The 13,494-nt window shown below is 65.7% G+C and carries 12 protein-coding genes and 1 tRNA gene; 4 read left to right on the forward strand and 9 right to left on the reverse strand.

The features are described 5' to 3' along the window. Positions 1–38 precede the first annotated feature (38 nt). Positions 39–482: a hypothetical protein gene (locus OU998_RS13280; protein WP_267514108.1), complete on the forward strand. Its 444-nt coding sequence runs from the start codon at positions 39–41 to the stop codon at positions 480–482. On the opposite strand, the gene OU998_RS13285 is transcribed toward OU998_RS13280, so the two are convergent. The 9 genes from OU998_RS13285 to OU998_RS13325 all read right to left on the reverse strand — a co-directional run bounded on the left by OU998_RS13285 (position 483) and on the right by OU998_RS13325 (position 11,152). Then, positions 483–2,498 carry a phosphocholine-specific phospholipase C gene (locus OU998_RS13285; protein ID WP_267514109.1) on the reverse strand — a complete coding sequence of 672 codons (2,016 nt, stop codon included), beginning with the start codon at positions 2,496–2,498 and terminating at the stop codon, positions 483–485. A 222-nt stretch (positions 2,499–2,720) separates the two neighbouring features. Further along, positions 2,721–5,207, reverse strand: a complete 2,487-nt coding sequence (locus OU998_RS13290; RefSeq protein WP_267514110.1) for a TonB-dependent receptor domain-containing protein — start codon at positions 5,205–5,207, stop codon at positions 2,721–2,723. A 563-nt stretch (positions 5,208–5,770) separates the two neighbouring features. After that, a tRNA-Leu gene (locus tag OU998_RS13295) sits at positions 5,771–5,857 on the reverse strand. Positions 5,858–5,904: 47 nt separating this feature from the next. Further along, complete coding sequence (locus OU998_RS13300; protein WP_267514111.1) at positions 5,905–7,344, reverse strand: M20/M25/M40 family metallo-hydrolase; 1,440 nt, start codon at positions 7,342–7,344, stop codon at positions 5,905–5,907. A 42-nt stretch (positions 7,345–7,386) separates the two neighbouring features. Beyond that, a complete protein-coding gene (locus OU998_RS13305) occupies positions 7,387–7,626 on the reverse strand; it encodes a DUF3297 family protein (RefSeq protein WP_267514112.1) in 240 nt (79 codons plus the stop codon). Positions 7,627–7,927: 301 nt separating this feature from the next. Next, positions 7,928–8,809 (reverse strand): MotE family protein, encoded by an 882-nt coding sequence (locus OU998_RS13310; RefSeq protein ID WP_267514113.1) that lies wholly within the window; start codon positions 8,807–8,809, stop codon positions 7,928–7,930. Positions 8,810–8,826: 17 nt separating this feature from the next. Further along, positions 8,827–9,420 carry a DUF6468 domain-containing protein gene (locus tag OU998_RS13315; protein WP_267514115.1) on the reverse strand — a complete coding sequence of 198 codons (594 nt, stop codon included), beginning with the start codon at positions 9,418–9,420 and terminating at the stop codon, positions 8,827–8,829. Continuing rightward, positions 9,420–10,460: a flagellar motor switch protein FliM gene (gene fliM / locus OU998_RS13320; protein WP_267514116.1), complete on the reverse strand. Its 1,041-nt coding sequence runs from the start codon at positions 10,458–10,460 to the stop codon at positions 9,420–9,422. Before fliM ends, OU998_RS13315 begins: the two co-directional genes overlap by 1 nt. A 2-nt stretch (positions 10,461–10,462) precedes the next feature. Then, entirely contained in the window at positions 10,463–11,152 is a 690-nt protein-coding gene (locus OU998_RS13325; RefSeq protein WP_267514118.1) for a flagellar basal body-associated FliL family protein, read from the reverse strand. Positions 11,153–11,334: 182 nt separating this feature from the next. Here OU998_RS13325 and flgF point away from each other — a divergent pair, with 182 nt between their 5' ends. Genes flgF through OU998_RS13340 form a run of 3 tightly spaced genes read left to right on the forward strand, consistent with a single transcriptional unit; the run spans position 11,335 to position 13,490 of the window. Beyond that, positions 11,335–12,075 carry a flagellar basal-body rod protein FlgF gene (flgF, locus tag OU998_RS13330; protein WP_267514120.1) on the forward strand — a complete coding sequence of 247 codons (741 nt, stop codon included), beginning with the start codon at positions 11,335–11,337 and terminating at the stop codon, positions 12,073–12,075. 14 nt (positions 12,076–12,089) lie between these two features. Then, positions 12,090–12,878 (forward strand): flagellar basal-body rod protein FlgG, encoded by a 789-nt coding sequence (gene flgG / locus OU998_RS13335; RefSeq protein ID WP_267514121.1) that lies wholly within the window; start codon positions 12,090–12,092, stop codon positions 12,876–12,878. Positions 12,879–12,881: 3 nt separating this feature from the next. Further along, positions 12,882–13,490 (forward strand): flagella basal body P-ring formation protein FlgA, encoded by a 609-nt coding sequence (locus tag OU998_RS13340; protein ID WP_267514123.1) that lies wholly within the window; start codon positions 12,882–12,884, stop codon positions 13,488–13,490. Positions 13,491–13,494 lie beyond the last annotated feature (4 nt).

The raw sequence follows: 13,494 nt of genomic DNA on the forward strand, positions 1-13,494 counted from the left end.
CACAGGTATCAAATCCCTCCCCTAACGGGAGGATCATCATGCGCGGAATCGCCAAACTGACAGTCTTAAGCCTCGGCATCCTGGCGGCGGCCTCGCCGGTCGCGGCTGAGACCTGGACCCGGTTTTCTGCCAGCGACAGCATCATCTACATCGTCGATCAGGACACGCTTACCGCCACGGACGGCGTCACAAACGTCCGTTTCGCCCGCATCCCGGCCAAGGGCGACGCGACCGATCTGAGCCACGAGCTCGAGGAAGTCGCCATCCGCTGTTCGGACGGTCAGTCCCGCACGGTCTCGACGGTGACCCATGGCCCGGACGGCGCGGAAACGGACCGTTACGCCGATGAGAGCGACTGGGACGCCACCCCGTCGGGCGGCGTCTATGGCGGGCTGAAGGCGTTCGCTTGCGAGGACATGCGCCCACAGGGCAAGTCCTTTCAGACCATCGCCGCCTTTGTCGCGAACGGCCGGGGCGACTGATCAGCCCTTGGACGGCGCGGCCGGCGCCCGACCGGCGAATTCGGTGCGCCAACCGCCGGCCTGGACGGACAGGTCATAGGCCTGATTGGAGTCCATCCCGTCGATGCGAACCCTGTGTTCGCCATCGACGGTGAGGCTCTGTTCGCCTTGGCCGAGATCGACCCGCGCCGCGCCCTTGCCGGTCAGCACCAAGACAGGCGCCGGACCCGACCAATCCAGCCGTGCAGACATCGTGTGGGCGGCGCCTGACGCGACAAAGCGGCGATGGAAACCCTCCGGCCCCATGACCTGAAGATCCACGCCGCCCGATCCCGCCCATACGTCCTGAAGCCGCTTGCCGCCCTCGACCGTATAGCGCCGGGGTCCGGCCTCCAGGTCCAGACGGTCATAGACGTGGAAGACCGCCGCCCGCGCGCCGGTGTTGATGAAGGACAGCCGCACGCCGCCGTCGGACAGGATTTCACGCTCGCACTCCAGCGCATAGACGCTGGGACAGGCCGGTCTGAAACCGGCGACCTGTTCGGGCCGTGACGACGTTGCGGGGATCGGCGGTGTGGTGCGTCCGGCCAGGGCGGCGGCGCGCACGGCCTCGTCCTGGGTCTCGGGCAAGGCGACAGGCCGGGCGTCAGATCCGCTGAAGTCCAGGCAAGACGTCAGGTCGCCACAGACAGCGCGCCGCCAGGGCGAGATATTGGGCTCCATCACCCCGAACCGCGCCTCAAGGAAGCGGATCACCGAAGTGTGGTCGAACACCTCGGAATTGACCTTCCCGCCCCGGCTCCAGGGCGACAGCACATACATGGGCACGCGTGGGCCCAAGCCGTAGGGACGCCCACGATACTGGGGCAGGTCCAGTTGTTTGTCGGCGCGGGCGGGCTGAAGATGGTGCTCGCCCGCCAGATCGACGGTCGAGCCGCCCCGCAGGCCGCCCTGGGCGTCGCGCGACGGCGGCGCCGGCGGCGGCACATGATCGAAGAAGCCGTCGTTCTCGTCGAAATTGACCAGCAGTACCGTGCGCGCCCAGACGTCCGGGTCGGCGGTCAGGGCGTCGATCACCTGGGCCGTATAATCGGCGCCCTGGGCCGGGCTGGACGGGCCAGGGTGTTCCGAGCCGCTGGCGGTGGCGATGACATAGGAGACCTGGGGCAGTCGCCCGGCCAGGACATCGGCCTTCAAGCCGTCCAGCGCCCGCGTGGTCAGCCCGCGCTCGACCAGGGCCGGATCGGACCCCGGCGCGCCGGCCACGGCCTTCTGGAAGGCCTCGAAGCCGACCAGGGGATTGTCGGTGAAGTTGTCGGCCATGTCCTGATAGACGCGCCAGTCGACGCCCGCCGCCTGCAACCGCTCGACATAGGTAGTCCAGCGATAGGGCTCAGCGTCGCCGCCGTCGCGCGGCAGACTGTCGTGCGAATTGCCGATACAGGGTCCGCCCCGCTCGCCCGAGCCGTCATTCGTGCCCGACCACAGCATGACCCGGTTGGGATTGGTGCCGGTCTGAAGCGCGCAGAAATAGGCGTCGCACAGGGTGAAGGCGTCGGCCATGGCGTACTGGAAGGGAATGTCCGCCCGCTCGTAATAGCCCATGGAATGGGCGTGCTTGGCCTCGGGCCAGCGTCCCATCCGCCCCTCGTCCCAGGCCGCCTGGGCGTCGGACCAGCTGTGCGGCGTCCCCTCGACCCGCATATGGGCGAAGGTCTGGCGGGTGTTCAGCGGAAAGGGCGCCAGCCAGGCCGGCCCCTCGCCGCCGCCGTCGTGCTGAAGCAGGACGTCACGGGCCTTGCCGTCGACGCCCGGCGCCGGGGCCGGATGTGGATCCGAGAATCCCCGCACGCCGTTCATCGTGCCGAAATAATGATCGAAGGACCGGTTCTCCTGCATCAGGATCACCACATGTTCGACGTCCTGGATCGTGCCGGTGCGCACCTTAGGGGCGATGCTCAGGGCCCGCGCCAGAGAGGGAAAAGCGGCGGCGGCGGCGAAACCGGCCAACAGGCCGCGGCGGTCGATCTGGGGCATGGCGGGTCCGTGCTGAGGGCGCTGGACGACGACGCCCAGACCTGAGCTCGGCATCGTCGCGCCGCCCTCTTAGGCGCCGGATGTGACAGAAAATCTTCAGCCGGAGTCTTCCGTCGGGTTTTTAGGACTGACGGGCTGACGCTCCCTCCATGGCCGGGGGCCAATAACGAGAGGGGGGCGAGGTCAAGACCTCGCCCCCCCCCAAGTCGTTCGATCTGCAAGTCAGAAGTAGAAGCGCACAGCCGCCGTGACAGTCCGGCCCGGCAAGGCCTGAGCCGTGACAATGCCGCTTGCGGGCAAAGAGCCTGCCGACACAGAGGTGATCGCCATTTCATCAAACAGGTTGTTGGCGTTCAGGGACAGTACGACGCGATCAACCGGGCGAACCTGCAAGAAGGCGTTGACGGTGGCGTAGCCCGGGATTTTCAGCTGGTTCGTGTCCTGGGCATAGCTTTCGGTCGTACCCACAATACTGGCGCCCACGGTGAAGAGGTCGGTGTCGTACTGCGGCATCAGTTGGTAGAGCACATCCGCCTGGCGGCGCGGCGTATTGCCGACCAAGGTCGAATCTTCGGCCTCAGTGATCTCGGCGCTCGTGATCGTCGCCCCTGCCGAGAGGCTGAACGGTCCACGCCGTACGCCGCCCTCGAACTCGGCGCCGATGGCCTTGTAGCCGCGCTTAACGAGCGCAGGCCGGGCGATTCCGTCAGTACCCGTCAGGATCTGCTGGTTCGTCTCATTGATCTCGGCCCAGAAGCCGGTGACGTTGGCGAACAGACCATCGGTACGGAACTTGGCCCCAATCTCAGCCTGTTTGACCGGGTCATAGGCCGCATCGGCATCAAGCAGACTTCCATCGACTGTGCTGATCGCGGGAGAATACAGAATCGCCGACGCCGCTGCCCGCGCCCCTTTACTGTATCGGGTGAAGCCCGAGAAATTCTGGGAGAAGCGATAGTTCGCGCTGACGGAATAGGACGTATAGTCGTAACTATAATCTACCGGGGTTGCATTCGTAGAGGGAATGAAGGCGAACGTCCGTTCCGCTTCAGAAAGAACACCGTCATTGTCCACATCGATGGTCTGGACGTCGGTGGCGCGGTTACTGGCGGTCGTGCCACTGACGTCACCACTATCAAAGCGCAACGAGCCACCGACCGCCAGTTTCCCCAAACGATAGTTCAACGAACCGTAGGGCGCGAAGACGCTATAGGTCACGTCAGTGCGCGATTTGCCGCCGGCGGCCGCTGGACCGGTGAAGTTCACAACGCCGTCCTGTGTGCGGGGCGTGCCGTTCAGATTGAAGATATTCACCATGGCCGACCGACCACCGCCCGTGACGTCCTGCAAGAACGGGATCAAGGTGCGGTTCATCTTCAGGTCTTGTTCGGCGTTATAGACGCCCAGGGTCGTCGTCAGTTCACCGGCGCCGATGGTCCAGGCACGGCTGGCGCGCAGATCGTTGGTGAAGTTGTTAAAGCTATCGAGTTCATTGCGAACCAGCATCGAATAGGAGAGCAACCCGTTCCCGTTCACCGTTGCTGGGTTGATCGCCTGCCCGGCTTGCGGCCCGCTGGCGTAGGACAGCGTGCCCGGACGCCCGCCCAGAGCAAAGGGCGCTGCGGCGGCCGGGAAGGCTGCGAGTCCGAAATGTATGTTGCCTGTGCCTGACTGGTCGGAATACCGCATATGCTCGGATATGGTCCAACCATGGAGCTTAAAGCGTGTCTTGAACCCGACGGCGCGCACGACCGCGCGGTTTCCATCGTTCAGATTGGCCTCACTCAGCACGTTGTCGCCATTGATCAGCGGGAAGACGTTCGTGTTGCGCGCCGTCAGCGTATCGCTCTTGATCGAAAAACCCGCGACGCTGGTATAGTCAGGATCATCGTTGGTTCCGGACACCAAAAGTGGAGCCGGACCGTAGGAGGTGACCGCATCGTCAAGGAATTTGGCTTCTAGACGAACGAATCCGCCGTCGAACTCCTTAGTGACATTCGCCTTGATCTGACCGCCTTGGTTGCCCTTGAAACCGGACTCGCGTGGCCCCTCGCCCTCGCGATAGAAGCCGCCGATATGATACCGGAGTGTATCGCTCAGGTGACCGCCATAGCTGAAGTCGCCGCGGTAGGTGTCGTAGTCCAGACCGGCGGAGGCCTGGAAGGACCCGCCTTCAACCTCCCCCGTGTTTGAAATGAGGTTGATGACGCCTCCAGGCGCATTGGAGGCGAAGGTGGAGGCGGACCCGCCGCGGATCGACTCGATCTGAGCGACGCTCAGGTCATATCTGAGGAAATAATCCGGGATCACCCCCATGATATCCCCGAACTCCATGACGGGGAGGCCGTCTTCCTGGAACTGGAGATATTTGGCCCCCGAGCCGACCATGGGCAGCCCCCGGATGGTGTAGTTGCCGTTGACGTCGCCGCCCCCCGCTTCAGCACGAATGCCCGGGATGGTGCGGAACAAGTCAGTGATGGAATAGGCGCCGATCTTCGAGATTTCGACGTCGTCGATCGAACTGGTGGATGTCGCGCTGTCGAGGCGATCCCGCGCCTTGGCGACCCCCGTGACGACAACGTCGTCATTCGCCCGGGCGCGACTGGCCTCCCAGGCGGTCTGGCGCGGCGGCGGCTCTTCCGTCTGCGCAAATGATGGCGCGGCCAGCAACAGTGGAGCGAGCGCAACGGTCAGGTATAAGGATCTCAAGAACGCCTCCGAATATTTATGTGGTCGCCCATTCGATATGAAACATATCTGCCCACAAGAGCTTCGCCTGACCACTTGACGCCAGTCGAATACATTAACGGGGGCTTCGCATTTCATAACGCGTCACTACGCGCTTCTACGGACCAGATTTGGCCATGAATGAGACAATATCGAAACGAAGCGAGCGCTCCTGGCGAGCGTCAGCGGCAAACGTCTGGGCAACCGAAAATCTGGCGCGGACGTCGCCGCCCTCGACCTCGATCCGAGCTGCGTCGGCCCATGTCGCCGGGGCTCAGAAGAATGTATTCGCGCGGGCGTCTCTCGCCGCCTGAACGGTTAAGATTATACGTTTTTATTTAGGGACTTACGCACCTTAAGCCGGCGCCGAAGTACAATCGAACAGCCGGTGACGCAGCCCCGCGGCGCATCGCTATAGGGCTGGTTTCCAAGACGCTTCGTTGAAGAATCTTGCTGTAAAAGCAGCCGGCCTAACGGTTGTTTCGAGCGAGCCACCGCGATTCAGAGCGGCGACCAGCAAATCATCTTCGCTTGCTGGACAAGCCTGGTGCGGGCGGCCGGGGTCGAACCGGCAAGGACTTTCGTCCGGCAGATTTTAAGTCTGCTGCGTCTACCAGTTTCGCCACGCCCGCGAGCCGGTCCGGCTCTATAGCCAGACCGGCGCACGGGGCCAAGCGGATCAGTGCGTCGGCGTCGCGGCGGCGGGCCGCATAGCACGGAAGTCCACATCGGAATCGGCGATCAGCCAGACCAGGCCGGCCCAGGCGGCGACGTTTTGGGTCAGCTGCGCCGGATCAATCTTATCCAGGGTGTCGTTGGCGGTGTGGTGCAGGTCGAAATAGCGGGTTCCGTCCTGGGCCAGACCGAAGAAGGGCACGCCGAGCGGGCCGAGCGGGCCGATATCGACGCCGCCGTCGGTCTCGACGCGATCCGAGGCCAGAACCCCGATCGGGTAGAGCACCCGCGTCGCCGCCTTCTGGAAGTCAGACCCTTGCGCGCCGGCGGGCAGTCGCAGGGCGTAGACGCGATCGGCGCCGAAATCGCTTTCGCCGGCGATGATGTGTTTCTCCGCCGCCGCGCCCAGGGCGCGGGCGTAAACGCCGCCGCCGTTGCCGGTCTCGGGCGTCGGCTGGGCCACTTCTTCGGAGCCATAGAAGATCACCCGGATCGTGCGGGCGGGGCGGCGGCCGCTGTCGGCGATGGCCTTGGCCGCTGCGACCGTGATGGCCCCGCCCGCGCCGTCGTCGATGGCGCCAGTGCCCAGGTCCCAGCTGTCCATATGCGAGCCCAGAACGATGACCTCGTCCGGCCGGGTGGCGCCCGGCAGGTCGCCGATGACGTTCTGGCTGTGGGTCACATAGGTGTGGGCGGTCGAGGTCAGGCGCATCCGCATCGGTTCGCCCAGGGCGATCAGACGGCTGACCTGATCGGCGTCCGGCGCCGACAGGGCGAAGGACGGAATAGTGGGCTTGCCGTCGACATAGCGGGTGGTGCCGGTGTGGGGCATGCGGTCCTCGTCCGAGCCGACCGACCGCATGACGAAGGCCGCCGCGCCCTTGGCCGCCGCCACGCCCGGCCCGGCGCCGCGCACGCGGGTCTGGGGCCCATAGCCTGAGCCGTCCTGCATAGCGTGCATCTGGCCCAGGTCGACATAGACGATCTTGCCGCGCACGGCGGCGTCAGGCGCCGCCTGTAGGTCTTCAAAACTGGAGAAGCGCACGACGTCCGCCTCGATCCCGCCGCGCGGCGTGGCCGGCGAGTGGCCCAGGGCGGCGGCGACCAGGGCCTGGGCGTTCTTGCCGACGATGGCGGCGGAGCCTTCGCCCCGCTCCCAGCCGACCAGAGGAAATTGTTCGACACGGACGTTCTGGAAGCCGTGCGCGCGCAGATAGTCTGCGGCCCAGGCGGCGGCGTCCTGTTCAGATTTCGACCCGGCAGGCCGGGCGCCGAAGCGGGTGGTCAGCTGGGTGACGTAGTCCAGAGCGATGTTGGACGTCAGGGCCGCGTCGCGGATCGCGACGGCCCGCTCTACGGTCGCGGCGTCCTGGGCCGACGCCTGGGGCGCGAGAGCGACAAGGCCGAGCGCAAAGGCGCTGACGGACAACAGGCGAAGGGACATCGGCAGACTCCAGACTGGGGAAGACTGCGACCCTAGAAAGACTTAGTCGTTCTGGAAATAGGGTTCGACCGGACCCTGCAATTTGACCGTAAGAGCCTTGCCCTTGCGGTCCACACGGTTGCCCAGGGCCAGGCGCACCCAGCCCTCGGAGACGCAATATTCCTCGACGTTGGTCTTTTCCTCGCCCTTGAAGCGGATGCCGACGCCGCGTTGCAGCACGTCCGCATCGTGGAAGGGGCTGGACGGATCGACAGAAAGGCGGTCGGGGGGCGTGTCGGACATGATCGTTCGGCGGCTCGAATATCGGGAAGGCGCGGTGATAGCCGCGCCCGGCCCGTATGCCAACCGAAACCGCCGATCAGCGGCCTATGACCATCTGGGTGGCCAAAGCCACAAACCAGTAGACAGCGCCGAACAGCCCCATGATCAGGGGCCGCCTCAGGCGGTGAGCAATGTAGAGAAGTTCGCCGATCATGTCGCACCATCCACCATGAATCCGCCCTCTTACGGGGCGTGAAAGGATGATCCGCTAGAATGGTTAGCTTGTCGGTTCAGTTGGACTAGGGATGAGTCCGGATGCGGCCTACTGCACCGTCTGGCGCGGCTGGGCGTTGTCTCCGCCGGACGGCTGGTAGGCCTGGGGCCCGGCGGCGGGAGGCGTGGCGGCGGGGGTCGCGGCCGGACGCGCTGCGCGACGCGCCGCAGGACGGGGCGCCTGGCGGGCCGGAGTGGCGGGAGCGACGACCGGCGTGGCGGCTGGAGTCGCCGCTGGGCCTGTTGGAGCCTGGGCGACGCCCGGCGCGGCGGGCGGCGGGGTCGCGGATTCGGCGGCGGCGGCGCGGGCGGCCATCTGCTGGGCCTGGAAGCGGGCGGCCAGTTTCTCCGTCAGTTCCTTGGCCTGGGCCGGCGTCATCTGGGCCATGATGGCGGCCAGGGTGCGCGGGCGCATGGCGGCGGCGACCGGCAGGCGCACACGATCGTCCAGCGTCGCCAGCACCGGGGCGGCTTCCTTGGGCCGCATGGCGGAATAGACCTGGACCAGGCGGTCGATCTCGGCCTTCTCGCGCTCGTCGACCTGACCCAGCATCTGTTTCATCTCGGCCTTCAGCGCCTCCAGCGCCTTGACCTTCGCATCCAGCTTCTGTTCGGCGGCGACCATCAGCGGCAGGGTGGTGGCGAAGTCCTGATCGCGGGCGTCCAGTTCGGTGCGGCGCGCCGACAGCGACTGGATGATCTTCAGTTCGGCCGGAGATATGCCGGCCTGCTGGGCCAGTTGTTCCGGCGACAGGGCGCAGGTGCCCGGCAGGGCCGGCTTGGGCGGCGCGCCCGCAGCGGCCGGCGCGGCTTCCTCGGCCCAGGCCTTGGCGCCCTCGAACAGGCCCGGCGCGACGCCGATGGCGCGCACCGCAACGACGCCGCCGATGGCGACGGCGATCAGGGGCAGAAGGCGGGGGATACGGGCCATGGACTAGGGTTCCGGACTCAGGCGGCGAACAGATCGTCGTCGAGATTACGACGCGCGGCGTTGAGGCTTTGTTTTGCAGTGTGGTTAGCGGAGCCGGCGGCCGTCAGGGCCTGAACGATGGCGGCGACATTATCGCGCCCGCCCGGAGCGGGGCTCCGACGGCCTCCATCCTGGGCCTTCGCAGGCTTGGACATGCCCTGGATCCGATCGGCGAGCGCAGCCATGCGGCGGGCGCGTTCCTCGTCGTCATTGACCAAAGCAACCGAGGCGCCGACGTTGGACACCAGTTCCAGGTCTCGCTCACGCGCGGCGACCGGCGCTTCGGCCGGGGCCGAAACCGGCGCGCGGGCGATCAGGCTTTCAAGCTGTTGCTTGACCTCGCGCGCCTTGATGATGCGGTCATGAAGAAGATCCGTCTCCTGGCCCGAAGCGCGCAGGGTCGCCAGCGCCGCCTCGGCGCGCCCGGCGGCCATGTTCAACTCGCTGACCGCCTGGGCGAAGGCGACCTGGCCGGCGCGCAGGGTCGCCAGCTTGCGTTCCAGCTTGATCCCGTAGCCCACCGCCGCGACCAGCAGCAGCATCAGCACGGCGTCCATGATCATGCCGGCCATCAGCGAGCCCCTTTAATTCGGGCGGCGTTTTCGGGATTGACCGGCGCCTCGATGCGGACCGCGATATGCTGGCCCTTTCGGCCCATGCGCCCGGTGGTCAGCGGAATCGAGCCGGCGCGAATGGAGACTTCCGAATCCGGCGTCGCATTCAACATCATCGTGTCGCCGACCTTCAGGTTCAGCACGGAGGACAGGGACATCATCTGTTCGTCCAGCACGACGCGCACCTCGGTCTCGGTCGTCCAGAGCTCGGTGGCCAAGTGGCCTTCCCAGATGTTGTCGCGGCCGAACTTCTCGCCCATGAACTGCTGCAGCAGCATTTTCCGGATCGGTTCCAACGTCGCATAGGGCAAAAGAAGCTCGATTCGGCCGCCGCGGTCTTCCATGTCGATGCGAAGCTTGATCAGAATCGCGGCGTTGGCCGGCCGTGCGATGGCGGCGAACCGAGGGTTTGTCTCCAACCGATCGAGATTGAAGGTGACCGGCGTCAGGGGCTCGAAGGCCTGACGGGCGTCGTTCAGCACGACCTCGACCATCCGCTGCACCAAAACGCGTTCGATGGTCGTATAGGGCCGCCCTTCGATCCGCAGGGCGGCCGTGCCCCGACGCCCCCCTAGCAGCACGTCGACGATCGAATAGATCAGGTTGGAATCCACCGTCAGCAGACCGTAGTTGTCCAACTCCTCGGCCCGGAACACCGCCAGAATGGCCGGCAGCGGGATCGAGTTCAGATAATCGCCGAACCGGATCGATGAGATGTTATCCAGCGACACCTCGACGTTGTCGGACGTGAAATTCCGCAGCGACGTCGTCATCAACCGCACCAGCCGGTCGAACACGATCTCGAGCATCGGCAGACGCTCGTACGAGACCAGCGCCGAGTTGATGATGGCGCGGATGCCGGATCTCTCACTGCCGTCGTCATCGCCCAGGTCGAAGCCCAGCAGGCTGTCGATCTCGTCCTGATTCAGAACGCGTTCGGCGAGGGTGTCCACGGGATCACCCATAGCGCCGAAGGACTCGAGCGGAGCGTCGGTCATGCCTAGTTGACCAGCATTTCTTCGATCAACACGGCGTCGACCTTGCCGGGCGCGGCGACCAGGTTGATGCGGCGCAGCAGTTCGGCGCGCAGCTGATAGGTGCCCGCCGAACCGCTCAGATCCTCTGGCCGAAGTTCGCGCACGAATCCCGTGAACATGTCCTGTAGGCGCGGGAGTTCGGACTGGAGCTGGGTCGCCACTTCGGCGTCATGCATTTCCAGGGTCAGTTTCAGCTTCAGGAAGGTCGCCTTCCCGTCGGGCGACTGAATATTCATCACCATGTCCGGCAGGGTGTAGAAGGTGACGCCGTCAGGCCCTTCGGCGATCTTGCCCAAGGCCGGGTCGGCCTCGCCCCCCTCTGCGGGTGCGCCGTGCCCCCCGCCCTCTTCTTTCTTCGCGTCCTTGCCGTGCCCGCCCTCTTCGGCCTTTTTCTCACCTTCGCCGGCGGCGGCTTCCTCGCCATGACCTGCCGCAGCCTCTTCGCCATGGGCTTCAGCGGCCGGCTTGGGCTTCATCATGAAGAAGGCCGCAGCACCGCCCCCTCCCAGGACCAACAAGGCGACCGGCGCGATGATGAACAGGATGGGCAGCTTCTTTTTCTTCGGCGCGCCCTCTTCGCCCTCGGCGCCGTCCGCAGCGGCGGGTGCGTCGGCTTCAGCGTTCGGGTCGCCCTTTTTCTTGCCAAACTTCATTGTGCGCTCGCCCCGGAGAATCTCATGGGGAGGATCGACCGGGCTTGGTTAACGCCACGTTTACAAACGGCAGATTTTGCCGGGCTAGGGAGTGGCCCTTAGGGCGCAAACCCGCATTCCGCCTTGATTAACCCTGTTGGCACGGCTGTTGCGAGGCGGTTTTCCGAAGGAGCACGCCTCTCGTGGAAAACGCCGCCTATATCGGATTGTCTCGTCAGATGACGCTGCGCCGCGAACTCGACATCGTGGCCAACAACGTCGCCAACGCGAACACCACCGGATTCAAGGTCGAACAGCTGATGGTCGGCACGGAAGTGGGCCAGCGCGCCCGCAACGACTCCATCCGCCCCTCGGCCAGCTTCGTGCTGGACAACGGCGTCGGCCGCGACTTCGGTCAGGGCTCGATGTCCGAGACCGGCCGTCCGCTCGACTTCGCCATCGCCGGCGAAGGGGCTTTCTTCACGGTCCGCGACGGCGCAGCCGGCGAGGCCTACACCCGTGACGGCGCCTTCACCCTGGATGCCGAAGGCCGTTTGACCACCAAACAGGGTCAGGCCGTACTGGGCGGCGGCGCGGAAATCGTGCTCGACCCGGCGCTGGGCGAGCCTTCAGTCGGCGCGGATGGAACCATCACCCAGGACGGGCAGATCACGGGCCGCCTGTCCGTCGTCCGCTTCGACACGCTCGGCGTGCTCGAGAAGGGCGGCGACGGCCTCTATCGCAACGGGTCCAATACTCAGCCGGTCGAGGCCAACGACGCCCAGATCCACCAGGGAGCGCTCGAGGCGTCGAACGTCAACTCGCTGACCGAAATCACCAACCTCATCGAGATCAGCCGGGCTTACGAAAGCATCACGCGGATGATCGAAAACACCACGGACCTCAGCCGTCGCGCCGTAGAGCGCCTCGGCAAGGCCGCTTAAGGGAGAGCCGGACAATGCGCGCGCTCAGAACCGCAGCCTCGGGCATGGCCGCCCAACAGCTAAACGTGGAGGTCATCTCCAACAACATCGCCAACATGAACACGGTGGGCTTCAAGAAGCAGCGCGCCGAGTTCCAGGACCTGCTCTACCAGAACGTCGAACGGATGGGCGCTCAGTCGTCCAGCCAGGGCACCGTCGTCCCGACCGGCATCCAGATCGGCGCGGGCGTCAAGGCCGGCGCCGTCTATCGCGTGACCGAACAGGGCACGCCGGCCCAAACCGGCAACGACTATGACATGGCCATCGACGGCGAGGGCTATTTCCAGATCACCCTGCCTTCGGGCGAGATCGCCTACACTCGCGCCGGCAATCTGCAGGTCAACCAGGAAGGCCAGATCGTCACCGACGACGGCTATGCGCTGGAGCCGGCGGTCACCATCCCCCAGGACGCGGTCGATGTCACCATCTCCAAGTCGGGTCTGGTCCAGGTCACCCAGGACGGCCAGACCGCGCCGACCACCGTGGGCCAGATAGAACTGGCTACCTTCTTCAACGAGGCGGGGCTTGAAGCCGTCGGCGACAATCTGCTGCTGGAGACCGCCGCATCGGGCGCCGCCAACATCGGCACCCCGGGCGACGCCGGCTTCGGCAGCATCCTGCACGGCTACACCGAGGCGTCGAACGTCGATTCCGTGGTGGAGATCAGCGCGTTGATCATCGCCCAGCGCGCCTATGAGATGAACTCCAAGGTCATCTCCACAGCCGACGAAATGTTGTCGGTCACCGCTCAGGTGAAGGGCTAAGCCATGATCGCGATCCGCCGCTCCCTGGTTCTCGCCCTCGCCTTCAGCGGCGCACTCTCCGGCGCCGCCTGGGCTGGAGCCGTGTCGCTGAAGTCGAACCCGGTGGACGACGACGGCCGCGTCACCCTGGGCGACATTTTCGAAAACGCCGGGGCCGCCGGCGATGTCATGGTCGCGCAACGGGTGGGCCCCTCGGTCGTGCTGGAAGCCAGTCAGGTCCAGGCTCTGGCGCGTCAGGCCGGATTGCTCTGGGACAATCCCACCGGCCTGCGTCGGATCGCCGTTCGGCAATCCTCCGGCGCGGTCCAGCCCACCAGCGCCGCAGCCGCCGGCCAGACGTCCACGGGCTCAGGTCGGACCGCCTCCGTTTTCGCCGGCCAGCCGGTCATCGCCCGCAACGACATGGTGCGCGTCACCTATCAGGTCGGCGGCGTGAACCTCAGCGTCATGGGCAAGGCCATGCGCAACGCCGCCGTGGGCGAGCCTGTCGCCGTTCTGAACACCAGCTCCAACCGCGTCATCGACGCCGTCGCCTCCGGCCCCGGACAGGCCGTCGCTGGTCCTGCCGCCCTCGCGGCCCAGGTCCACACCCAACAACTCGCCGCACGCTAGGGAA

The sequence above is a fragment of the Brevundimonas sp. SL130 genome, assembly GCF_026625805.1.
GTDB lineage: Bacteria > Pseudomonadota > Alphaproteobacteria > Caulobacterales > Caulobacteraceae > Brevundimonas.